Here is a 24403-nt window from a genome sequence, read left to right as displayed (position 1 = left end):
TGTAGCCAGTCCTGGTATCGGCAAGGCCCGGCATGTTACCTGGCATAGAGCGTTGCTAGTCCGTCGCGGAGGGGGGTGGGCCTACGACCCAGCAGCATCTCCAAATCCGGGCTGACCCGGTCTTCCTGCCCATTGGCAATATCGGTGATAAACCCGGTGATTCGGCGGGCTACCACCTCGCTCAACCCGCGCCCAAGCAGCTGCGTTTCAAACGTGGCTGGCGCTGCCGGGGTGTAAGTTACCACCTTATCCGACAGATTCGAAAGGAATTCGGCTACATCATAAAACGAGTAGGATTCGCTCCCCGTCAGCAGGTAGGTCACGTTGCCGTCGGTGCGTCTGGCCAGCGCGTTGGCAATGGCTTCGCCCATCTCGCTTCGAAGGGCAAACGCAACCCGGCCCTGCCCGGCTGGTACGTAGATACCCTGCTCAAAAACGGCATCACCACCCAAAAACTGCGGCAGAGCGTCCATGTACAGCACGTTCTGGAACAGGGTGTAGGCCAGCCCACTGGCTTTGATATAATCTTCGGTCTGAAAATGGCCGTTCATCAGCTGGTTGACCAGCGTAGCCGGCTCTTTCAGGGCCCGACTCGTGTAGGCAATTCGCCGAACCCCGGCTTTTCTGGCTGCGTCTAACACGTGCTGGTGCTGGCGAACCCGGTTTTGCTCGTCGGTGCCCGCAATCAGGAGTACGGTTTCCATACCCACCATAGCGTGGTCGAGGGCCTCCGTATCGTCATAATCACCCCGGCGTATCGTTACGCCCTGTTCGAGCAGATGGGCGGCCTTATTTTCGTCCCGCACCAGGGCAAAAAGCTGGCTGGCCGGTACGAGTTGCCGTAGCTGCCGGATAACGGCAGTACCCAGCTGGCCGGTGGCTCCGGTTACTAAAATCATAGCGTTGCTTTGTTTTGTTTAGGACAAAGGTCCGCCGGATTGTGTCCGCAAACGTAGCCGGATTTGTGGTAGTTGTAGCCGAATCGATGACCGGGCCGGGCTGATACCGGACCGGCCTATACGCCAACCGGCCCAGGCGCTGATTCGTACAGAACCACCGCCTGGGCCAACCAGTAGAGGGCGTTTACTTCCAGCCCCCGCCCAATGCCCGGTAAATAGTCACCATGGCATTCATCTGCTGCATCTTGGTCTCAACGAGTTCGAAACGGGCCTGTACCGCATCGCGCTGGGTCAGCAGCACTTCCATATAATCGGCTCGGGCTGAGTTGAAGAGTGTAGTTGAAATATCGATCGATTGGGTAAGCGCCTGTACCTCCTTCGATTTCACCCCGTAGCTCTTCGCCAAGTTGCTGATGTTCGAAAGCTGGTTGGCCACCTCGATATACGCGTTCAGCACGGTTCGTTCGTAGTTGTAAACCGCCTGAATCTGCCGCGCGTTGGCGCTGTTATAGGTGGCGACAATCGCGTTTTTGTTGATCAGCGGAGCGGCCAGATCCCCCGCCAGCGACATGATTATCGACTCGGGCGTCTTCAGCAGGTAAGCCGGATTAAAAGCCTGATAGCCAATACCGGCCGAGATACCCAGCGATGGATAGAAACGGGCTTTGGCCACCTGAACATCCAGTTTACTGGCCGCCAGTTCCTGCTCGGCCCGCCGAACATCGGGCCGGTTTTCCAGCAGCTGCGACGGAATACCGACCCGTATGCTGTCGGGGACCAGGTCGTTGAACGTCGCCGAGTTTCGCACCACGGGCTGCGGGTACCGCCCAACCAGGAAGTTGATCCGGTTCTCTGTTTCCACGATCCGCTGCTGAAGGCCATATTGCAGGTTCTGGGTATTCAGCACCTGCGCTTCGAACCGGCGTACGGCCAGCTCGGTAACCCGGGTCGCTTCTTTCTGCAGCCGGACCGTCTTGAGCGCGTTGTTCTGAATCTCCATGTTCTGCCGGACAATAGCCAGCTGATTATCCAGCGCCATGAGTTCGTAATACGACGTGGCTATTTCGGAGATCAGGTTCGTGATGGTAAAGTTTCGGCCTTCAACGCTGGCCAGGTAGCGGTTCACAGCCGCCTTTTTCGCATTGCGCAGCTTATGCCATATATCTACCTCCCAGGTAGCCACGGCCCCCACCATGAAGTTGGGCAGCGGGTCCGGAATCTCTTTTCCCGGCTTGATCTCCGTCGTAGCCTCCGTTGCACCCAGCAGCGTATAGCGACCTACTTTATCGACACCGGCTCCACCCCGCAGCCCTACAAAAGGCAGGTATTCGCCCTGCCGGGCCCGAATCTCGTTCTGGGTAATCTGAATCTCCTGCAGGGTGATGTTCAGCTCCTGGTTGTTGGCCAGGGCCGTATCGATCAGGGATACCAGGTTAGGATCGGTAAAGAATTCGCGCCACCGCAGCCGAGCCGTGTTGGTCGAGTCCTGCGAGGTGTGGTAACTCACCGGAACGGTGCGGTTTTCGGTTCTGGTAACCAGAGCAGGCGTCTTGCAGGCAGTAAACGCTACCGACAGGCAGGCCACTACCAGGTAGATAGGCAGGCGTATTTTATACATGGTCAGGATTGTCTTCGGTTACAGGAAACGCATCTAACTGATGCACCAGGTTTTCGGTCAGCGGATCGTGTTCTTCATCCCTGATCATCTTCCGCCCGTCGGCCAGATGACCGAATATGTAGTACAGGCCCGGGATGATGATGACCCCGAAAATGGTTCCGAACAACATACCCCCCAGCGCCGACGCCCCGATGGTCCGGTTACCGATAGCCCCCGCACCGGAGGCCGTAATCAGCGGAATCAAGCCGGCTACGAAGGCAAACGAGGTCATCAGGATCGGGCGGAAACGAACCCTGGCGCCTTCGATGGCCGCGTTCAGAATCGTTTCGCCCTGCTGCCGCTTCTGCACCGCAAATTCGACGATCAGCACGGCGTTTTTACCCAGCAGACCCACCAGCATGATCAAACCGATCTGGGCGTAGATGTTGTTCTCCAGCCCCATCAGCTTCAGCACCAGGAACGAGCCGAATATCCCGACGGGCAGCGAAAACACAACGGCCAGCGGAATGATGAAGCTTTCGTACTGCGCGGCCAGCACCATGTAGACGAAGGCCAGTACGATCAGAAATACATACAGCGACTCGTTACCCCGGATCGACTCGTCGTACGAAAGCCCTTCGAACGCAATGTCGTAGCCTTTCGGCAGCGTTTTGGCCGCTACCTCCCGGATGGCCTGTATGGCTTCGGCGGTGGTGTAGCCTTTGGCCGGCAGGCCCTGAATGGCGGCCGAGTTATAGAGGTTGAACCGGGTAATCTCGTTCGGCCCCTGCCCTTTTTTCAGCTTCATGAAGGCCGAATACGGGACCATCTCGCCTTCGTCGTTCTTCACGAAGAGCTTCAGCAGATCGGACGGGAGCCGCCGGAAACTCGGATCGGACTGTACATAGACCTTGAAAAACTGGTTGAACTTGATAAAGCCCTGCTCGTAGGTACTACCGATCAATATGTTCAGGTTGTCCATCGCTTTACCGATCGACACGCCTTTCTGCATGGCCAGGTTATTGTCGATCTCCAGCTCATACTGCGGATAGTTGGCCGCGAAGAAGGTAAACAGGCCCGCCAGCTCTTTGCGCTTGCCCAGATCCTCCATGAACTGCTTGTTGATTTTATCGAATTCGCTGTAGTCCGTGTCGGTGTTCTTATCCAGCAGGCGCATCGAGAAACCGCCCGACGTGCCGAAGCCGGGAATGGCGGGTGGTTCGAAAAACTCGACGGTAGCGCCCAGGTTTTTCGATTTCTCTTCCAGCTCTTCCATGATCTCCTTCACGTTATGCTTGCGCTCCGACCAGGGTTTGAGGTTGATCAGACAGGTACCCGCGTTGGAGCCCCGCCCTTCGGTCATGATCTCGTAACCGGCCAGCGACGAGATCGACTCGATGCCCGGCACCTCTTCACAGAGCGCCTGAAGCTTTCTCGACACCTGGTTGGTTTTTTCCAGGGTAGAACCCGGGGGCGTCTGGATAATGGCGTAGATCGTGCTCTGGTCCTCGTTCGGAATAAAGCCGGCCGGCAGAATCTGGTTCTCATACGCAATGCCCAGACAGAAAGCCGCCAGAATCGCGAACGTAACGAACCGACGGCTGACAATGAGTCGCAGCAGGCCTACGTAGCGTCCGGTGAGTTTATCGAACCCCCGGTTGAAGCTGTCGAGCGCGCGGGTCAGCGGATTTTTCCGGCGGGCGTGTCCGTGGTGGTTCTTGAGCAGCATGGCGCAGAGCACGGGCGTCAGCGTCAGGGCGATCAGGGCCGAAATCACGATGGAACTGGCCATGGTGATTGAGAACTGTCGGTAAAACGTACCGACCGGCCCCGTCATGAACGAGATGGGCAGGAATACCGATACCATCACCAGCGTAATGGCGATAATAGCCCCGCTGATCTCGCCCAGCACTTTTCTGACCGCCCCGAACGGCGACAGATGCGGCTCTTCTTCCATCTTGGCGTGCACAGCCTCTACCACCACAATGGCGTCATCGACCACGATACCGATGGCCAGCACCAGCGCAAAGAGCGTAATCAGGTTGATGGAAAGCCCGAACGCCTGAATGACGAAAAACGCCCCGATCAGCGACACCGGAACCGCCAGGATCGGTATCAGCGTCGACCGCCAGTCGCCCAGGAAGATAAACACGACCAGCGCCACCAGCAGGAAAGCATCGCGCAGGGTATCGATAACCTGTTCGATCGACGCGTCCAAAAACTGCGATACGTCATAGCTGATTTTATAGTCGACCCCCGGCGGAAACGAGGCCTTCATAACCTCGAGCTTGGCTTTTACTTCCTCGATTACGTCGCTGGCGTTACTGCCGTAGTTCTGCCGCAACACGATAGCGGCCGACGCATGTCCATCCAGGTTCGAATAGATGTCGAAGAATTCGCTCCCCAGCTCGACCCGGGCTATATCGCGCAGGTGTATACTTTCGCCGGCCGAATTGGCGCGGATAATAATACCCTCATACTCTTCGGGTTTGTTGTATCGCCCTTTGTAGGTAAGCACGTACTCGAGCGACTGAGCCGCTATGCCGGAGCTTTGCCCGATCCGGCCGGGCCGGCCAATGATGCTCTGTTCGCCCAGGGCCTTCATCACTTCTTCGGTAGAGATGTTGTAGGCCCGCATGCGCTCGGGGTTCAGCCAGACGCGCATGGCGTACCGCCGGCTTCCCAGAATCTGCGCCCTGGCTACCCCTTTGGTCCGCTGAATTTCAGGGATCATCTTAACGGTAGCGTAGTTGAACAGGAATTTTTCGTCGATGCTCTTATCTTTCGAGTAGAGGTTGACGTACATCAGCATACTGGGCTGGATGGGCGTGATGATGACCCCCTCCCGCTGAACCAGTTCGGGCAGCAGCGGCATCACCTGGTCAACCCGGGTTTTGACCCGGATAACGGCATCGTTCGGGTCCGTACCCGGCTCAAAAATAATCCGGAGCGTGGCCTCACCGGCGCTGGTTGCATCGGTAGCGATGTACCGCATATCCTGCACCCCGTTGATAGCCTGCTCGAGGGTAATGAGCGTCGATTTCACCAGCACATCGGCACTGGCGCCGGGATAGGCGATAAAGATGTTTACGGTTGTTGGGGCGATATCCGGAAATTGGGAGATCGGCAGTTTCTTGATAGCCAGTACACCGATAAAGACGATCATGACCGAAATCACAATGGCGAATACGGGCCGGCGAATGAATTTGCTAAACATATGCTGGTTTGAATGACTACTAAATAATGAACAGGACACAACAGACCCGTAAGCCGCTATCAGTCAGCCGACAGCAGCCACTCGTTATGTCTTTCACATGGTACATTCTCTTATTCGGCGTACAGGCTCAAATGAGCGATAACAGCGGCAGGCTGCTCGAATTTGTATTGTATTTTCTCGTTCTCTTTCACCTGGCGCAAGCCTTCCAGCAGGATTTTGTCGGTTTTGGTCAGACCCGACCGAACCACAAAAATGTGCGGCATCTCGGCGGCTACGGTGATTTCCCGCGACCGGATCACGTTGTCTTTGTCGACCACGTAGACGTACTTCTTGTCGAGCACTTCGAAGGTTGCTTTCTGCGGAATAATGAGGGCGTGTTTGAGCGGTAGGGTCATCTGAACCGTACCCGTTTCACCATGTCGCAGCAGCCCTTTCGGGTTGGGGAAGGTGGCCCGGAACGCAATGTTGCCGGTTTCGTTGTTGAAGTCGGCCTCGATGGTTTCGACTTTACCCGAGAACGGGAACAACTGGTTGTTGGCCATCAGCAGGTGTACGTTCGTCAGATCGCCCGACTGCGCTTTGGTCCGGTAATCGAGGTATTCGGCTTCCGGCACGTTGAAATAGACCCACATCCGGCTGTTGTCCGACAGCGTCGTCAGCAAGTCGCCTTCATCGACCAGGCTACCCTGACGTACGTGAAAGTGGTCCATTATGCCGGAAAAGGGCGCTTTGATTTTCGTGAATCCCAGGTGCGTCTGGGCCAGCGACACCTCGGCTTTGGCCTTGTCCAGTTTGGCATTGGCCATCGACAACTCGTTGGGCGCTACGATTTTGTTGTCGGCCAGTTTTTTGGTGTTCTGGTATTCGATAGTGGCGAAGTTGGCCTCGGCCTCGGCCTTCTGCAGCTCGGCTTCGTACAGCTTGGGCATAATCTGAAACATCATCTGCCCCTGGTGCACATACTGCCCTTCATCGACGAAAATGTTCTGAATATAGCCCCGCTGCTGCGCCCGCATCTCAATGTGGCGGATGGCCTGTATCTGCGATACGTACTCTTTGGTGATCGTCGTATCGCTCACCAGCGGACTGGTAACCTGATACCTGACCGCTTCCTCTTTCTTTTCTTCTTCTTTTGTACAGCCCGTGCAGCACCAAACGGCAGACAGGCTCACAAGCATCAGGATTTTTTTCATACAGGTTGTATGGTTTACACAAAACGTTTTGGATAGGGGTGTATGGGGGGGTATTCTCGGTTAAGAACGCTAATCGGACGGCTGGCGCTGGGCGCTGACCATCTGCTGCGGAGGGGCGTTGGGCGCTTGCTCTAACTGATGAATCAGGCTGTCTTTGTGCTCATTAGCGCGTTTGCAGTCTGACAGCTGCTGCTGCCAGACCAGCAGATCGACGGGATGCACGGTGCTGCCCGCATCATAGTCGGCCAGCCGTGGCGGGCGACTTTTTTCATGCAGCAGAAATCCGTTGAACACCAGCGAAAGAGCCAGTGCTAACCCGAAGCTGTAAAGCAAAATCGATGGAGAATGCCGACGCTGCATGACTCGTGTCCGTGTTAGATTGACACAAAGCAAGCACCACCACATTAGAACGGTGTGAGAAGGAAATTAGAAGATATTAGAATAGTATAATGGGTAATTATTCTAGAGCCCCGAACAGCTGCTCAGGCTATAAATTATTATATTTTTTAACCTATAAAGTCAAGTTAAGATAGTTAGTTTCTTACGGGTTTTATCGCCAACGGGTGAGGTATAAACGTAGTCTGTTCAGTAGGGATTACGGATCATGTGTAGCTAACAAACTAATTTACAGTCATTCAGTAACCGCACCCATCACCAAAACTACAACGATGGATGGTCGAGCCACTGTGGTAGCCTACGCCTGGGCTGGCAGACGAATGGTAACCGAGGTGCCTTCGTTGACGCGGGAGCTGATCTGAATACTGCCCTGGTGCAGCTCCATAATTTTTTGGGTTACGGCCAGTCCAATGCCATAGCCAGGCACACCCTCTACGTTTTTGCCGCGGTACAGCGGGTCCAGGATATGAGCCGTGTCGGTTTCGGCGATGCCCCGCCCCTGGTCGGTTACGGTCACGACAATTTCTTCGTTCAGCGACTGCAACTGCACCGAAACGGCTTCGCCGGAGTACTTACAGGCGTTGTCCAGTACGTTCAGGAAGGCCGTTGTCAGCAGCGTGGCATTGCCTTTTACGGTCATCGAGGCTTCGTCGGCGGTAGTGAATCGAAGCGGCAGGTTGCGGCCGGGGTACTTGGTCTGCACCTGGCCGATGGCCGTCAGCAGGCAGTCGTCTACCTGAACAGACGTCAGGGCCACCGTTCCGTCAGTCACCTTAGCCAGACCCAGTAGTCCGTTGGTCAGCAGGATGAGTTTCTTCAGCTCGTCGACGGCTACTTCCATACTGTCGCGCCAATCGTCGGGGTTCTGGTCGTAACGGAGGGAGGTTTCCAGCGTACCCAGGGTGTTGGTGAGCGGAGTTCGCAGTTCGTGTGACGCGTGCGAAACGAAGCTGCGCTGCGACACAAACGCATCTTCCAGCCGGAACAGCATCTGGTTAAACGTCATGGCGAGCTGGGCAATTTCGTCGCGCCGGTTGCCTTCCTGTACGCGTTTATGCAGGTGCGTGGCGGTAATCTGCTCCACTTCGTCCACGATCTGGGAGATAGGTTTCAGCACCCGGCCCGAAAAATACCAGCCCGCCAGCACGATCAGCGCAAACCCCAGCAGGTTGGCCAGCATCAGAATCTGTTGGAGCGTACCCAGCTTGGCAAAGCCGATGCGGTCATAGCCCGACGCAAAAATAAAGAACAGCTGCCCCCGATCCCGATACGGAATCAGGATAGACTCCAGCCGACCGCTCTTGAATTCGAAGGGAACGTTGGAGGTCAACTGGTCAATCTGGCCCTTGTAGTAGTCCGACCCCTTTAGGTTCCGGTTGGTAAATACCAGGTTCCGGCGGCTGTCGTAAATGCTGAGCTGCTCGTCTACGATGGTGAGCAGGTCGGTGCGCACCATGTTTTCGAAGAAGTCGTCGTGCAGATGCCGGCGCGAAATCAGCACCCGGCCTGTTACCCGCGCCTTTCCTTCCAGCTTATTGTAAAACTCCTCCTGCCGGTACAGCGAATAGAAGTACCAGACCAGCAACGACAGGGTAATCTGGATGGCGGTGGCCAGTAGGGTAAAGCTGATCGTCAGTCGGTTCCGGATGAGCATGGAGGTAGTTGAGCAATGGGCAGATCTGTGTTACGGCATACGTGTCAGCACCTGTCGGCCGCCATCAGTCTTCCCGGAGAACATAGCCCATACCCACAATGGTATGCAGCAGGCGGGGTGAAAAATCTTTGTCTATCTTCTTCCGCAGATAACTGATGTACACGTCGATAACATTGGTGTTGCTATCAAAATTCAGATTCCAGACGCGCTCGCTGATATCGACCCGCGAAATGATCTTTCCTTTGTTGAGCATCAGGTACTCCATCAGGGCGTATTCGCGGGTGGTCAGGTCGATCCGTTTGCCGGCGCGCGTAACGGTTTTGGTATCCAGGTTCAGTTCGAGGTCGGCCAGCCGCAGCACTTGCTTGGGTTTGGGGCCGTTTCGGCGAGTCAGCGCCCTGAGCCGCAGCAGCAGCTCCTGAAACTCGAACGGTTTGGCCAGATAGTCATCGGCTCCCGCGTTGAACCCATCGGCTTTATCGGCCAGGCTATCCAGCGCAGTCAGCATCAGTACGGGTACGGCCTCGTTTTCGGTCCGGATCAGCCGACAGAGTTCAAACCCGTTGATCTGCGGCAGGTTGACGTCCAGGATGATGATATCGTAACTATCCTTGCGAAAGAGCGACAGGCCGGTTCGCCCGTCAAAAGCCACGTCGACGTCGTAGCCCTCGGCCGATATGCCTTTGCGGATAAACGAAACCACCCGCTCCTCGTCTTCAACCAAAAGGATTCTCATGAACGTTATTCATTGAGCCGCACAGGACCCGGTCGTTGCTGGCAACGGCTTCTCGTACAGACACGGCAAAGATACCAGTAGATTCATTCATATCCGGCGTGTACAAGCTGCGCCAACGCCCCCTATACGGCTTTATTCAGAGCTGATCGCCCACGACGCGCAGCCGGACAGAAGCAGGCTGACGATCAGCCCGAAGGAGTTGTGTTATTCGGCGAAAGTCCTGGTATTCCGGTGAAATTAGAGGTTTGGCTAAACCAGGGCTTGCCGACTTGCGTTGGGTACGTATGTCTATTCTCCTTTCTCCCCTGCAACTCCGCAGCATCCGGCTCCGGAACCGGATTGTTGTCTCACCCATGTGCCAGTACTCGAGCGTCGATGGGTTTGCCGACGACTGGCACCTGGTACACCTCGGCAGCCGGGCCGTTGGCGGAGCAGGTCTGATCATTACCGAAGCCGCTGCCATATCGCCCGAAGGCCGCATCAGTCCCGACGATCTCGGCATCTGGTCCGACGACCACATACCTGCCCTGCAACGGATCACTCGTTTCATCAGCCAGCAGGGTGCGGTAGCCGGTATTCAGCTGGCCCACGCTGGTCGGAAGGCCAGCCATAGCCGACCCTGGGACAGCGGTACGGCCATTGCGCCCACGGAGCCGCGCGGCTGGCAGACCGTAGCGCCCAGCGCCCTTCCGTTCAACAACGGCGAGCCCGAACCGACAGCCCTCGATGCCGCCGGTATCGAAACCATACTGGCCGACTTCCAGTCCGCCACCGAGCGGGCGCTCAGGGCGGGTTTTCAGGTCGTTGAAGTGCACGCGGCCCATGGGTATCTGCTTCATCAGTTTCTATCGCCGTTGAGTAACCAGCGGACCGACCACTACGGCGGCTCGTTCGAGAACCGGATTCGTCTGCTGGTTGAAGTCATCGGGCGCGTTCGGGCGGTCTGGCCGGCTGAGCTGCCTTTGCTGGTTCGTATCTCGGCAACCGACTGGACCGAGGGCGGCTGGACACCCGACGATTCGGTAGCGCTGGCGGCCGTGCTGAAGCAACTCGACGTCGACCTAATCGACTGCTCAACGGGTGGTAACGTGCCGCGCGCATCGATTCCGACCGGGCCGGGCTATCAGGTATCGTTTGCCGACCGGGTCCGGAACGAGTCGGGTATACCGACCGGCGCCGTCGGGCTGATTACCTCCCCCGAGCAGGCAGAAGCCATTCTGGCCAGCGAACAGGCGGATTTGATTTTACTGGCCCGCGAGTTTCTGCGCGATCCTTATTTTCCACTTCATGCCGCCCATGCCCTGGGCGACGACATGCCCTGGCCCGTGCAGTACGAACGGGCTAAACCAAGACAGTAATCGTTATGATGACATTTGCATCCAACCAACCCGAAGATCTATTTTTCGATGCCGCCCGCCGGGGCGATGTGGCTTACCTGCGCGAACAGATCAGCGCGGGCTTCGACGTTAACCAGCAGAACGGCAAAGGCTTTACGCCCCTGACCATTGCGGCCTACGACGGACAAGTCGAAGCTACCCAGCTTCTGCTCAACGCCGGGGCCGATCCCAATATACAGGACGTGAGCGGCAACACGGCGCTGATGGGCGTAAGCTTCAAAGGCTACGCCAACATTGCTCAACTGCTGATAGCGGGTGGTGCCGATCTGAACCTACAGAATGGCAACCAGGGTACCGCGCTGATGTTTGCCACGATGTTTGGGCGTAATGCGCTGGTGAAGCTGCTGCTCGACGCGGGTGCCGACATCACCATCCGCGACGTCCGCGGCCACACGGCGCGCGACCTGGCCATTCAGCAGGGCAACGAAGAAGCCCTGGCCTTGCTGGGTTAAGGATTCATCGGCATCAATGCGGGTCCGAAAACAGGGCCATCGGCATGAATGCCGATGCTAGTCATGGATCGCCCGGGAAAGGACCCGGACCGGGGACGGATCATGCATAGGCCCGGCATTCATGCCGAGATACCAATGCGAATCGGATTCATCGGCATCAATGCCGATGCAATCCATGGGTCGTCCGGGGCGGGGTCTGAACCGGGGCGGATCATGCATAGGCCCGGCATTCATGCCGGGATATCAATGCGGGGCCGGAAACAGGGTCATCGGCATTCATGCCGATGCAATTCATGGGTCGCCCGGGAAAGGACCCGGACCGGGGACGATCTATGAATAGGCCCGGCATTCATGCCGGGATATCAATGCGAATCGGATTCATCGGCATCAATGCCGATGCAATCCATGGGTCGCCCTGAGCAGGATCCGGACTGGAGACGATCATGCATAGGCCCGGCATTCATGCCGGGATACCAATGCGAATCGGATTCATCGGCATCAATGCCGATGCAATCCATGGGTCGCCCTGAGCAGGATCCGGACTGGAGACGAATCATGAATAGGCCCGGCATTCATGCCGGGATATCAATACGGGCATACATACCGACATACAAATCCCGCGAGGCTGGCCGTTCATCAGGAGCGGAAGCCTCGCGGGAGTAAAGGGTATTGGTTTGCTTAGTTGCCTTTCTTTTTGTCGGCTGGCGGAGTCGATGACCCCATTTTGGCGGGAGCACTGGCCGGAGCGGTAGCGGTTACGATGGGTTCGCCTTCTTTGTCGAGTTCAACCAGTTCGTAGCCGAGCTTCGCCAGACCGGGCTTGATCAGATCTTTATTGCCGACCACCGTAATGATCATGTTGTTGACCGGCAACCGTTTCTTCGCAATGGCGTCGATCTGCGCTTTGGTGATGTTACGCAGGATCTCGCTTTGCTGCTCGACGTAGTTGCGGGGCAGGTCGTAGTCGATGATCCGGCTCAGGAAATACGCTTTCTGGAGCGATGTCTCGTACCGCAGCGCGTCGACCTGGCCGAGCGAGCTTTTCACGAAGGTCAGCTCCTGGTCGGTAATGCCCGTCTTGCCGTAGTTGGTGATCTCTTTGATGAATTCAACCACCGAGCTATCGGTAGCGGCCGCTTTCACCCCCGCCTGTGCCGTAAACGGACCCGGCGTTTTGGTACTCGAGAAGCCCGATCGAGCCCCGTAGGTCCAGCCTTTATCTTCGCGCAGGTTCATGTTGATCCGGCTGCTGAACGCACCGCCCAGCATGTAGTTGGCCAGGCTCGTCTTGTAATACTCACCCGTCGCGTCGTAAGGCATGTCGGTCAAATATCCGACCCGAATCTCCGACTGAGCCGCCCGTTCCTTGTCGATCAGGTAGATCCGGGTTTTGTCGATTTTGCGGCTGACGGCGGTTTTCGGCATGGCGACGGGCTTGGCCGCCCATTTGTTCAGGAACGCCAGCTTCGGCATCACCCCCGTCTGCTCGACATCGCCCACGATGATCAGGTTCGTCACCGACGGCGACAGGTACTTCTGGTAAAACGCCTTCACGTCGTCGAGCGTAATGGCCTCAACCGTTTTGGCCGTCCCGCTTACGGGCACCGACCGGATGTTGGATGCGCCATAGAGCAGTTTGTTGTAAGCCTTATTGGCAATCACAACCGGCTGGGTGCTCTGGTTGGCAATCAGCTCCAGCTGCTGCTTCTTGAGCCGGTCAAAATCGTCGGCGGCAAACTTGGGCCGGAATAGTTTCTCTTCGACCAGCGCCAGGGTCGAGTCCAGATTTTTGGTCAGCGACTCGACCGATACGCTGATATCTTCGGTGCTGGCCCGGATGTCGATACTGGCGCCCAGCTTTTCGAGTTTGGTATTCAGCTCTTCGTTCGAGAACCGTTCGGTAGCCTCGTTCATCAACGCGGCTGTCAGTTGCGCAATACCGGCTTTCGATGGGTCATTGGCCGACAGCAGGTGCCCTCCTTTGATGGTGAACAGCATCGTTACGGACGGAATCTCGTCGTTGCGCGTTCCGATCACTTTCAGGCCGTTGGGCAGTTTATCGGTCCAGAAGGGCGGCACTTTCAGCGCCGGGTTGGCGCCGGGGCCGGGTTTCACGCTCCGGTCGAAGCTATCTTTCGCTTTGGCGTAGGTCAGCGATTTGTAGCCGTAATCGGGTGCCTGATAGCCAGCCGTCGAGATCGTATAGTTGTCGGGTTTGGCCACAATATCGGCTTTGCCTTTCGGGTATACGGTCAGCAGCACCGCATTCTTACCTTTCACGTACTGGTTATACACCCGCATCACATCGGCTTTGGTAACCTCGCGGTAGCGTTTGAACTCCTGCGGCAGGTAGTTGGGCGTACCCAGATACGTCTGGAAAGCGGCCAGCTGCGACACCTTGCCCGACACGCTCGACAGGCCGTCGATAAGCTGGGCCTCGCGGGTAGCGGTGAACTGCGCAATGTCATCGTCGGTAACGCCCCGGCGCTCAAACTCGGCCAGTGTCCGCCGAACGATGGCTTCGGTACTATCGAGCCGTTTGTCGGGAAAAGGCAGGATCGTCATCGTCAGCTGACCCGCCAGTTCGGTAGCCGGATGGCCGGCGTTGGCCTGCACCGCCAGCTGCGGCTTCACCAGGTTTTTATAGAACAGGGAGTTTTTACCACCGCCCAGAATTTCGGCCAGCGCGTCGAGCGGAGCTTCGTCGGGGTGGTAGTTCGGCACCGTCGGGAAAACGATCTGCAGCATCGGGAAACGTACATTGTCCTCGTACGAAACGTACCGATCTTTGTCCAGGACGGGCGTAGGCACCTTGGTTTTGGTCACTTCAGGACCACGCGGGATGGAGCCGAAATATTTCTCGGCCATAGCCACGACCTGTTTGGGCGTTACGTCACCGCCTACCGTCAGTACTGCGTTGTTGGGTCCGTACCAGCGCAGGAAGAAGTTTTTAAGATCGTTAACGTCGACCCGGTTCAGGTCTTCGATGTAGCCGATGGTCAGCCACGAGTACGGGTGGCCGTAAGGAAAGAGGTTTTTAGCCACGTATTCGCTGGCCAGGCCGTAGGGCCGGTTGTCGTAGTTCTGGCCCCGTTCGTTCTTGACGGTAGCCCGCTGAATCTCGAATTTTTTCTGGGTAACGGCATCCAGCAAAAAACCCATGCGGTCGGCTTCGAGCCAGAGCGCGCGTTCCAGCTGGTTGCTGGGCAGGGTTTCGTAGTAATTGGTCCGGTCGCGGTTGGTCGATCCGTTGAGCGTTCCGCCCGACTCGGTAACAATTTTGAAGTGTTCGTCATCGGCTACGTGGTCGGAGCCCTGAAACATCATGTGTTCGAAGAAGTGCGCAAAGCCCGACTTGCCGATCTCCTCGCGGGCCGACCCTACGTGGTAGGTAACGTCGACATGGACGATTGGGTCAGAATGGTCTTCGTGGACAACCACCGTCAGCCCGTTGGGCAGCACGTACTTTTCGTACGGAATCAGGAGTTCCTTTCCCTGCCGGGTGACTTTCTCCACGAGTTTCGTTTGCGCACTGGCTGGGTCGGTCATTAACCCAGCCAGCAGCAACGAAAGGTAAACTGTAGCTTTTTTCATGTAGAGTACTAACAGAAGTAAGCTTCTAATTTACATAGAGAAGTCAACTCGTTAGGTACTCCTGGCTATTTTTTTGTCACTTATTTGCCACCCGGTCGCGAGGGGCGTACTTCTACCTTGCTGGGCAGCGTACGGGGATGCATTTTCAGCAGGTCATAGACGATGTTGCCGATATCTTCGGGCTGTATTTTCCAGGCATCGGCATCGCTGGGCTGGTGGTCGGCAAACTCCGTGGCCACCGAGCCGGGCATGATCGTCGACACCTTGATGCCTTCTCCGCGCAAGTCGAGCATGATGGCCTGCGTAAAGCCCACCAGCCCGAATTTACTGGCGTTATAGGCCGATCCTTTCTCGAAGAAATTGGCCCCGGCCAGGCTGGCAATCGAGATAAAGTAGCCCTGAGTCTTTTTCAGTTCAGCAATGGTGGCCTTGGCAGTGTTGAAGACGCCGGTCAGGTTGATATCGATGGTTTCGCGCCACTGGTCGGGCGTCAGCTCCTGAATCGGCGCAAAATGCCCTACGCCCGCGTTGGCAATGACGTAATCGAGTCGCTCCCACTGCTGAACGATCGTGTCGACCGCGCGCTGCTGCGACGCCAGGTCGCGCACGTCGGCCGCCAGCCCCAGCGCGTGGTCGGGCCTGATCTCGTTCAGTTTGGCCGCTGCCAGCTCGGCCGCCACCGACGCCCGGCTTGTGATGGCCACCTTGATGCCCTGTTTGATGAGTACTTCGGCCACGCCGTACCCAATACCTTTTGAACCACCCGTAATCAGCGCGGTTCTGATGTGATCTGCCATGAATTGAATCGAAATAATGAAAACTATCTCTGCCGATAACCGCGTATCAATCCCGAAGGTTTTACCGGAAAACCCGGGTCGGCATCGCTGACAACCGATTGCTCCCACACGCGCGACAGGCTGCCTGGTCTGCTCTACCGCTTTTGCGTCAGCTGTAGTGAGCTGTCGTTGATCTCGAACTGCTGCTTTTTCAGGAGATGAATCACCTCCGCGCCGGCCAGCAGCACCGGACCGTAGCCATGGGCCGCGTACAGGTTGATCGGCCGATGGTAATAAAACGCCGGATCGAAGCCCATACCCGTACCAACGCACGTTCCCGCCACCTGTCCTTTTTCCGTTACTTTAGTCGCCACAGCGTTCCAGCCCAGCAGAACGACCGGTGCGTAGGCCAGCGGATCGATCCAGCCCCGGTTAATGGCCCGGGCCATTGAGTACACATAGATTGCGGTAGCCGAGGTTTCCAGATACGAATCGGTCCGGTCGAGCAGCTGGTGCCAGAACCCCGAACCCGACTGGCAGGCGGCCAGCCCCCGTACGTGGGTTCGCAGCAGGTCGAGCACAGCCGCCCGGCCTGGGTGGGTTTCGGGTAATACGTCCAGCAGTTCAACCGCCGTCATGACCGCCCAGCCGTTGGCCCGCGCCCAGTGAAACTCCGGGTGAACGCTCATGCCTTCGACCCAGCCGTGCATGTAAAGTCCTTTCTGACGGTTGAACATCCGGTTCGAGAATTGCAGAACCTGCTTTACGGCTTCGTCGTAGTAGGCTCCGTTGCCCGTCAGCTTCCCCATCTGCGCCAGGGCCGGCACGCTCATGAACAGATCGTCGAGCCAGAGGGTGTTGGGTTGTGGGCGATTACGGGCCAGGGTTCCGTCGGCCAGGCGGTGTTCTCTGGTCTGGATATACGACAGATAGGTGTCGATCTGCGGGCGCAGGTCAGCTTTGACGCGACCGGTTCGGGTGGCTTTGATCATGGCCGCGGCCATGGCGCCCGCATCGTCGAGGGCATGGGGTGCCAGCATGGGCCGCAGCGAGGTGTTGGCCTGCGGGTTAGCCCGCACCTGCTCGCGGAAGTACGGAATCAGGTTGACCAGAAACGCCAGCCGCTGGTTGGTATACTCGGCATAGCGCGGATCGCCGGTGGCTTCGGAAGCCAGCAGCATACCCGCGTAGGTAACGCCCCATTCGTAGCTGGTCAGCCGGAAATCGCCGGGTTTCAGCACCGCGTTGGGGTTGAACGTACCGAAGCTGGTAATGGGCTGGCTGGTCTGCTTGTCGATGACCTCCATCGGCGTCACACCGGCCAGGTAGGTATAGACCCGATCCAGCACCTTCGTTACGTCGGCAACGGCGGGCTGACCATACGGAACGGGATAATCGGGCTGGAGCAGATGCAGGGGCGTGGTCGAGTCGTTGGCTTTGGGCGGAGTCGACTGCCCCGACGACAGCGAAGCGGTAGCGGCCCAGCATACGGTCAGGGCAGCGCGAAGAAAAGCAGGAGATTCGGGCATAGAAGTGTCTGTACGGAAAACAGGTACGCTGCCGTCAAAAGACCCCGTCGGGCTGCGGCTACTGTGCCGCCCGCGCCCGCCGCTCTACGGTTTAACTCCGACAAACCGAAGCAGACTCTGGTAGATCACGTTGTTTTTCCAGTACAGCTGCGTTACCATGCCTACGTGCTTCTTACCGGGCAGGGTAGTATACTCGTGTCGGATACCCAGCGCCTGCAGCCGCTCGTGAAACCGACGGCTGCTGCTGGTAATGCTCGGATACGTTTCGCCACCCACAAACAGCAGCATAGGCGGATTTCCAGCCCGGACGTGGTACATCGGCGATACCGCCCGCCAGACGGCCGGGTCTTTACCGAACGGAATCAGGTACTGCTCGTCGTTGGGGTATTCCAGCTTCGTCAGGTAATCAAACATATCGAGACCGGCCGGGTCATCGAGAATGGCCCCTTTAACGGGATTCGTTGACCGGCCCAACCCGGCAAACAGCTCATCTTTTACGGCCAGCAGGGCCGCCAGTCCGGCCCCGGCTGAGTGCCCCATGGTAAACAGCCGGTTCGGGTCGCCCCCGTAGTCGGCAATGTGCCGCGCGGTCCAGTCGACGGCGCGGGCACAATCGGCAGCCATATCGGGCACCCGAACGCCGGGCGAAAGCCGGTAGTTGATCACCACCGCCACTACCCCCTGTTTGGCCAGCCGCCTACCCACGAAACTGTACAGGTTTTTGCTGCCACTGTTCCAGCTTCCGCCGTGGATGAACACCACCACCGGCCGCAAAGTCGATGATGTTGTCCTCGGCGCATACACATCGAGCCGATGCCGGGCCGCATCGAAATCAGGGGCCGTTGCGGCCACATAAGCAACATCTTTGGTTCGGCGGCTGGCGCGGGCGGTAGCGTATTCGCTGGCGACGAGCAGCACCAGCGCCAGGGTAAGCAGCAGCGCCGGCACCAGCCAGAGCAAACGGGGGATCAGCATAATCCGGTGGGAGTCAGTATACGATAACAGCCGCGCTTCTGTTGTAGAAACGCGGCTGTTGTACATACGCAGTCGGGCCCGTTTGGGTTCAACCCGCTAGTAAGTGATCTTCTGTATTTTGCCGTCGGCCAGGCTGTTGATGTAGTAGGTATTGGCCGCATTTCCCAGCTCGATATCGGTTGGCAGGTTCAGGCCTTCCAGCAACGTGGTGGCCTGTCCATTCACTGACCGAATCAGTTTTCCGGTTTTGGGCGTCAGCCCCTGGGGACCAAACTGGGCAATCTCCAGAATAAGCGGGTTCTGGTCGGGCGCAAACAGCACATCGACCAGGCTCGTGAAGCCATCCTGATAGAGCGATACGTTACCGGCCACATCGATCTGGAACACACGGGCTTTACCCACCGGAAATGGAAAACCCGACAGGGTGGAGACCAGGAACCGCTTGCCATCGAACGTAATACCGGTTGGTACCGCCTGGATGACAGGAGGTCCTACCTGTGTTGGATTGGGCAGACCCGGCAGCGTAGCAAAAACGCTCAGCGCCCCGTTTTTGGCCCGGCGGATGATGGCATTGGCACCCGCATCGGCAATGAACAGGTCGCCGTCGGGTCCGAACGTCAGGTTATAAAGGTTCGAATCTTCCGTATCGTCGGTGAACTTGTAATCGAGCACAAACTGACCGATGGCTTCGCTCTTCAGCGTGTTGAACGAAACCGGTGCGTCGCCGGGTTTGAACGACCCTACATTGGCGATGTACATTTTCTCATCGATGCCATGCAGGATATACAACATCCCGTCCTTGTACAGCAGGTGGTTGAGCCCATCGGGGGTATTTTCGGGGCTGATGCTAACGCTGAACCCGGTAATGACGGGGTATTTCTGGCCGCCGGGCATGATAACGGATACCATACCGGCTGCCGTTTCGGCAACCCAGATACGCCCCTGATTGTCGGCCGACATTCCGATCGGGAAGGCCAGCTGGGTGGCCACATCATCGACCCGTAACCGGCTGGGGCCGCTGGGGACCAGGTGGTCCTGACAACTGTTGAGCAGAAGTAGTGTGCATACAGAAAGAGCAGCAAGTAATGAGGTACGCATACGTTTGGTTGTTTTTGGAAGGAAAAAAAGAAGATATGAGCGTAGAACAGCGATATTGAGAATACGGGCAAAAGTTAGAAACAGCTCATTGGCGCCCTTCTTTTTAGTTAGGCAGCGGTACAATGATTTATTAATAGGTAGTTTACTGATTACCAACAAATAGATACCAGCCAGTTGGCCGCGGCCAGGCCGGATTCTGACCGCGCAGACCATCGGCTCCTTAACCTGCCGTACCTTTGTTACTTTACGACGATCAGCCCATGCAAAACCTGCAACCCACCTCCGCCAGCGGGCCTGTTACCGATGAACAGCGAGCCTACGCCCTCGACGCGCTCAACGCCACCCGCATCAGCCTGCGCCAGTCGCTGGAAGGCCTGACCGATGCGCAGCTTTCCTACAAACCGGCCCCCGATCGCTGGTCAGTAGCCGAGTGTACCGAACATATCGCGTTGGTTGAACGAGGTATCTTCGGCGGCATCCAGAAAGGGATGAGTTACCCAGCCGACCCCGCCAGGCGGGCCGAGGTGCGGCTATCCGATGTCGACGTGATCAAGGCTGTTCGCAGCCGCGCCGTAACGCTGCCGGCGCCCGATCCGTTTATACCGACGGGGCGGTTTGGCTCAACCGCTGCGGCCCTGCTGGATTTTGAGCAGCAGCGCGACATAGCCATTGCCTACGTACAGGCCCAGACAGACGACCTGCGAACGCACTACTTCCGCCATATAGCCCTGGGGTGGCTCGACATCTACCAGGCCGTTCTGCTCCTGTCGGCCCACGTGGAACGGCATCGCAAACAGATCGACGAACTCAAAAGCAGCCCCGACTTTCCGGCATGATCGATCCAGCCAGCCGGGCGCTGCTGCCCATTCTGTACCAGTCCAGCGAGCTGGTAGCCATCAATAAACCGCATGGGCTGCTGGTCCACCGCTCGCCCATTGCCAGCGACGCCAGCGAGTTTGCGGTGCAGCTTCTACGCGACCAGCTGGGGCAGCGCGTCTACCCGGTGCATCGGCTCGATCGGAAAACAGGGGGCGTCTTGTTGTTTGCGCTGGATGAGGCCATGAACGCGGCCATGCAGCAACGGTTTATGGACGGGCTTATCGACAAAACCTACGTTGCTATTGTCCGGGGTTTCACCGACGATGCGCAAACCATCGACTACCCGCTCCGGCGCGACGATGGGGTGGTGCAGGAGGCTGTCACGCACCTGAAAACGATTCGTCGGACGGAGATCCCGCTGGCCGCCGGGAAACATGCCACATCGCGGTATTCGCTGGTCGAGCTAACCCCCACCACCGGCCGGATGCACCAGCTGCGCAAACATATGGCGCACATTCTTCACCCCATCATCGGTGATCGGCCCCATGGCTGCAACAAGCAGAACAAGCTTTTTCTGGAACATTTTGCGATGAATACGATGCTGCTGCACGCCCGGCAGCTCAGGTTTGAGCACCCCATCACCGCCGAACCCATCGACATCACCGCCCCTTTCCAAACCGAGTTCACCCGTATGCTGGCCACCCTGTTTGGCCGTACGGAATGACCTGCCTGAATAGCATAGCTGACGCATGAATGGCCCGCGAGGACACGGCCCGCGATGCAGGAGTCGGACTGCGCGTCCCGGACTGCGCGTCCCGGTGCAAACAGGGACTACGGTTTGGAAACGCGAGCCTTCGGACCGTAGAGACGCGACCCATCGCGTCTCAGACGCGTCAGCCAAAGTCCTATCCCAGGCTCCGTGTCCCCACAGCCCCTGGCCGAAGGGTCTGTTGCTGACGTCAGTCAAACGCAATGGGTTGTGTCTCTACGAACCGGTAAAGCATTACAAATTCTTCTGCCAGATCTCGCGCAGCTTCAGCTGTTCGGGCGTGGCCTGGGGATTGACCTGGAACGCGAACCGTTTAACCTCGTCGATTTCGACCATGGCGTTTTTGATGGTCAGCTCCTGCCCATTTCGGCGAATGGTCATTTCGTAACTGTCGGCCGGGGTAAGCTGGCTCATCTGTTCGACAACCGCCCCCGCGTTGCCCATCGACAGCGGCTGCCGGTTGTAGCCGATCCACTCGTCGTTTTCCTGCAAACCGGCTCTGAGGGCAGCCTCGCTAAGCTTGCTGAGTATCAGCTTACCCTCTACCGGCCGTACGCCATAGCCGCGCGACACCGTTTTGCGGCCCGTTGCCAGCGCCGGACTGTAGTTGATGCCCAGCTTACCGTAGTACTCGGTAAACGGCAGCGGCTCGGCGGCCTTGACGTAGCGGTTGAAGAAGTCGGCAATTTCGGGGTAGGTCTTCTGGGTGAAGATGGCAAAGAACTCTTTCTCCGGAAACGCTTTGTTGGGGCCATAGGTTGTAGCCAGTTCGTTGACCACCTCGCGCAGACCACGCGTTCCCTTCGATAGCTCCAGCAGCCGAATGTCGAGCAGCCCCGCTACCAGGGCGCCCCGGTTGTAGATGTTGAAATATTGTTTCTGACCTTCGTCGGTGAAGCACGTCAGGCCCAGCTGGCTCAGGGTGTAGGTCGTATCGAGCTGTTTGTCGATGCTGATTTTCTTACTCTGCTGGTCGAGGTATGTCGGCAGGTCCATGATCTGGCCGCGCAGCTGCATCGCGTTGCTGGCCCATTCGGTTACGCCTTCGTACAGCCACAGATGCTCCGATGGCGTCGGCGTCACGAAGTTGAACTGCTCGATCAGTTCGCTGTGGATATTGAGCGGGGTTACTACGTGGAAGAACTCGTGGGCTGCAATGGAGGTAACCTCCTCCCCCACCTTCTTCGAGAACTCATCTTCTTTGAGCACGTACTCCGAGCTGTACGAATGCTCCCAGGCACCCCAGCTCTCGTCTTCGAAGTGGTACAGGAACGTATATCGCTTTACGGGCAGCTGCTTCAGAAACTGACCGGCCGCGTTCAGCATAGCCTGCATACTACCCAGCAGCTGTTCCGACCTGATCTTGTCCGTCTTCGAGTAGGTATAGACGTCGATCTGCGCCCCGGCCACGGTCGTGGTAGCCTTTGTTAGCCGACCGAGCAGAATGGGCGAGTCAACGATGCGGTCGTAGCTGGCCGCTACGAAGTTACCTCTGGCATTTTTGTCCAGGGCCGTTCCTACGCTCCAGTCGGCGGGGTAGTTGAGTTTCACCTCCAGCGGAGCCGCCTGCATACCCGTCGGGAAACCGAATACGCCCTGTCCGTTGATCAGCACATGGTCATTTTCGATGGACGTGCCGCACATGTTGTACGGCTTATGCTCGGTAACCGGCGTATCCCAGGTTTCGGCAATGCTGTACTGAACGGTTCGCACGTTCTGCGGCTCGGCAAACTTCCACTGGTTGGTAGATACCTGCTCGGTTTTCAGTTCGCGGCCCTTGCTGTCGAACGCTTTGAAGGCGCGCACGTACCGGCCAATGTCCATGATCTGATACGTGCCCGGGGCGGTGGCGGCAAACTGGTATACAGCATTGTCGGCGGTGAGGCCGTTTACGCGCAGGGTCACCTTGAACTGGTCATCGGCGCGATTGGTGAGATCGATTTCGTAGACCAGCGGAGTCGCCGGTTTAGTGGCGGCCATCGTTTCCTGGCCCAACAACAAAGCAGCCAACAGGCCTGCCCATCCAAAACGCTTCATAGAATTTCTAGCTGGTGAAAACACGATGAAGCAAGTTACCGCAATTTGCCGACCCCGGAAACCGGGCCGTTTTTGGCGGAATGATTCGAGGATAAGCGGTTGGTTGACTACACTAGTACCCCATCAGATCCAGTTCGTCGGTGGGGCGTATCTCAACCCGCTTTCCCATCTTTTTCTGGATAATTTTGAAGTGGTGCTCATCGTCGGGGGTTATGAGCGAGATCGCTTCTCCGGAGGCTTCGGCGCGTCCCGTACGCCCGATCCGGTGGATGTAGTCTTTGGGCGAGCGGGGTAGTTCGAAGTTGATCACATGGGGCAGAAACTGAATATCGATACCGCGCGCAATCAGGTCTGTAGCCACCAGCACCGTCAGCTTACCCGACTTGAACTGCCGCAGCGCTTCCGTTCGGGCACCCTGCGTTTTGTCGCCGTGGATAGCCATGGCCTGGATGCCGTTTTTGCTCAGTTTCCCGACCACGTTATCGGCCGTTCGGGTCGAGGATACGAACACGAGTACCTGCTTCATCTGGCCCGTTTTGATCAGGTAGCGCAGCAGAGGCCCTTTCCGTTCGGGATCGACCCGGTACGCCAGCTGTTGGATCTGGTCGATGTCCTGCGGCTCTTCGGCAATCTCGATTTTGGTCGGGCTCCGCAGCAGGCTGGTGTTGATATCCTGAATGGCGTCGCCCAGGGTTGCCGAGAATAGGATGGTTTGCCGGTTTTTGGGCAGTCGCGCAAAAATGGCGTCCATCTCCTCCGCAAAACCCAGCTCCAGCATTTTATCGGCTTCGTCGAGCACCAGCACCTCTACCCCCGACAAACGCAGCGCATTACTGCTGAGCAGGTCGAGAAGCCGCCCCGGCGTAGCCACCACGATTTCGGCGCCGTGAACGGCAATCATCTGTGGGTTGATCGACACGCCCCCGTATACCGCTACCGTTTTCACTTTGGGAAACAGGTGGGCACCGAGCATCTCGAATACCTCGGCCACCTGTACGGCCAGCTCGCGAGTGGGTACCAGCACGAGCACGGTAGCCGACTGGCTCTTGGCCGTTTTTGTGCGGTGAAACAGCTCCAGAATCGGCAGCACGAAACTGGCCGTTTTACCCGATCCGGTTTTGGCGATGCCCAGAATATCTTTTCCGCGCAGAATGGCCGGGATAGCTTCCTGCTGAACGGGGTAAGGTTTGGTATACTGCTGATCGGCAACGGCCTTCAGCAGGGGGTCGGACAAGCCGAGCGATGAAAATGACATAGAGGTTGCT

The 24403-nt window shown here is 57.4% G+C and carries 18 protein-coding genes; 4 read left to right on the top strand and 14 right to left on the bottom strand.

Annotation, left to right across the window (positions count from 1 at the left end; all coding sequences use genetic code 11):
• Nucleotides 1–35 precede the first annotated feature (35 nt).
• The 7 genes from B1C80_RS25455 to B1C80_RS25425 form a co-directional block, all read right to left on the bottom strand.
• The gene (locus B1C80_RS25455; protein WP_077924010.1) at nucleotides 36–899 is read right to left on the bottom strand and encodes an SDR family oxidoreductase; all 864 of its coding nucleotides are present in this window, start codon (nucleotides 897–899) and stop codon (nucleotides 36–38) included.
• 184 nt (nucleotides 900–1083) lie between these two features.
• Nucleotides 1084–2517: a TolC family protein gene (locus tag B1C80_RS25450; RefSeq protein WP_077924009.1), complete on the bottom strand. Its 1434-nt coding sequence runs from the start codon at nucleotides 2515–2517 to the stop codon at nucleotides 1084–1086.
• Nucleotides 2510–5713 (bottom strand): efflux RND transporter permease subunit, encoded by a 3204-nt coding sequence (locus tag B1C80_RS25445; RefSeq protein ID WP_077924008.1) that lies wholly within the window; start codon nucleotides 5711–5713, stop codon nucleotides 2510–2512. The genes B1C80_RS25450 and B1C80_RS25445 overlap by 8 nt, the downstream gene beginning before the upstream one ends.
• A gap of 110 nt (nucleotides 5714–5823) precedes the next feature.
• Nucleotides 5824–6906 carry an efflux RND transporter periplasmic adaptor subunit gene (locus tag B1C80_RS25440; protein WP_077924007.1) on the bottom strand — a complete coding sequence of 361 codons (1083 nt, stop codon included), beginning with the start codon at nucleotides 6904–6906 and terminating at the stop codon, nucleotides 5824–5826.
• Nucleotides 6907–6975: 69 nt separating this feature from the next.
• Nucleotides 6976–7266 (bottom strand): hypothetical protein, encoded by a 291-nt coding sequence (locus tag B1C80_RS25435; RefSeq protein WP_077924006.1) that lies wholly within the window; start codon nucleotides 7264–7266, stop codon nucleotides 6976–6978.
• A 334-nt stretch (nucleotides 7267–7600) separates the two neighbouring features.
• On the bottom strand, nucleotides 7601–8956 hold the full coding sequence (locus B1C80_RS25430; protein ID WP_077924005.1) for a HAMP domain-containing sensor histidine kinase: 1356 nt from the start codon (nucleotides 8954–8956) through the stop codon (nucleotides 7601–7603).
• 64 nt (nucleotides 8957–9020) lie between these two features.
• Nucleotides 9021–9692 (bottom strand): response regulator transcription factor, encoded by a 672-nt coding sequence (locus B1C80_RS25425; RefSeq protein ID WP_077924004.1) that lies wholly within the window; start codon nucleotides 9690–9692, stop codon nucleotides 9021–9023.
• A 284-nt stretch (nucleotides 9693–9976) separates the two neighbouring features.
• On the opposite strand from B1C80_RS25425, the gene B1C80_RS25420 reads away from it, so the two are divergent.
• On the top strand, nucleotides 9977–11050 hold the full coding sequence (locus B1C80_RS25420) for an NADH:flavin oxidoreductase/NADH oxidase (RefSeq protein ID WP_077924003.1): 1074 nt from the start codon (nucleotides 9977–9979) through the stop codon (nucleotides 11048–11050).
• 8 nt (nucleotides 11051–11058) lie between these two features.
• The gene (locus B1C80_RS25415) at nucleotides 11059–11541 is read left to right on the top strand and encodes an ankyrin repeat domain-containing protein (RefSeq protein ID WP_077924134.1); all 483 of its coding nucleotides are present in this window, start codon (nucleotides 11059–11061) and stop codon (nucleotides 11539–11541) included.
• 678 nt (nucleotides 11542–12219) lie between these two features.
• Here B1C80_RS25415 and B1C80_RS25410 read toward each other — a convergent pair.
• The 5 genes from B1C80_RS25410 to B1C80_RS25390 form a co-directional block, all read right to left on the bottom strand.
• Nucleotides 12220–15135 carry a pitrilysin family protein gene (locus B1C80_RS25410; protein WP_077924002.1) on the bottom strand — a complete coding sequence of 972 codons (2916 nt, stop codon included), beginning with the start codon at nucleotides 15133–15135 and terminating at the stop codon, nucleotides 12220–12222.
• Between the two features lie 80 nt (nucleotides 15136–15215).
• Nucleotides 15216–15932: an SDR family oxidoreductase gene (locus B1C80_RS25405; protein WP_077924001.1), complete on the bottom strand. Its 717-nt coding sequence runs from the start codon at nucleotides 15930–15932 to the stop codon at nucleotides 15216–15218.
• Between the two features lie 134 nt (nucleotides 15933–16066).
• Nucleotides 16067–17440, bottom strand: coding sequence for a glycoside hydrolase family 105 protein (locus B1C80_RS25400; RefSeq protein WP_077924000.1), 1374 nt, complete (start codon nucleotides 17438–17440; stop codon nucleotides 16067–16069).
• Nucleotides 17441–17524: 84 nt separating this feature from the next.
• Nucleotides 17525–18415: an alpha/beta hydrolase gene (locus tag B1C80_RS25395; RefSeq protein WP_077924133.1), complete on the bottom strand. Its 891-nt coding sequence runs from the start codon at nucleotides 18413–18415 to the stop codon at nucleotides 17525–17527.
• Between the two features lie 96 nt (nucleotides 18416–18511).
• Entirely contained in the window at nucleotides 18512–19513 is a 1002-nt protein-coding gene (locus B1C80_RS25390) for a ScyD/ScyE family protein (protein WP_077923999.1), read from the bottom strand.
• Between the two features lie 236 nt (nucleotides 19514–19749).
• Here B1C80_RS25390 and B1C80_RS25385 point away from each other — a divergent pair, with 236 nt between their 5' ends.
• Both B1C80_RS25385 and B1C80_RS25380 read left to right on the top strand, forming a co-directional pair.
• Nucleotides 19750–20349 carry a DinB family protein gene (locus tag B1C80_RS25385; protein ID WP_236648923.1) on the top strand — a complete coding sequence of 200 codons (600 nt, stop codon included), beginning with the start codon at nucleotides 19750–19752 and terminating at the stop codon, nucleotides 20347–20349.
• On the top strand, nucleotides 20346–21056 hold the full coding sequence (locus B1C80_RS25380; RefSeq protein WP_201723591.1) for a pseudouridine synthase: 711 nt from the start codon (nucleotides 20346–20348) through the stop codon (nucleotides 21054–21056). Before B1C80_RS25385 ends, B1C80_RS25380 begins: the two co-directional genes overlap by 4 nt.
• 279 nt (nucleotides 21057–21335) lie before the next feature.
• Here B1C80_RS25380 and B1C80_RS25375 read toward each other — a convergent pair whose 3' ends face one another.
• Nucleotides 21336–23138, bottom strand: coding sequence for a peptidase (locus B1C80_RS25375; protein ID WP_077923998.1), 1803 nt, complete (start codon nucleotides 23136–23138; stop codon nucleotides 21336–21338).
• Nucleotides 23139–23250: 112 nt separating this feature from the next.
• On the bottom strand, nucleotides 23251–24393 hold the full coding sequence (locus B1C80_RS25370; protein ID WP_077923997.1) for a DEAD/DEAH box helicase: 1143 nt from the start codon (nucleotides 24391–24393) through the stop codon (nucleotides 23251–23253).
• Nucleotides 24394–24403 lie beyond the last annotated feature (10 nt).

This window comes from Spirosoma sp. 209 (assembly GCF_002006735.1).
GTDB lineage: Bacteria > Bacteroidota > Bacteroidia > Cytophagales > Spirosomataceae > Spirosoma > Spirosoma sordidisoli.
This window is presented reverse-complemented; position numbering and strand designations above follow the sequence as displayed.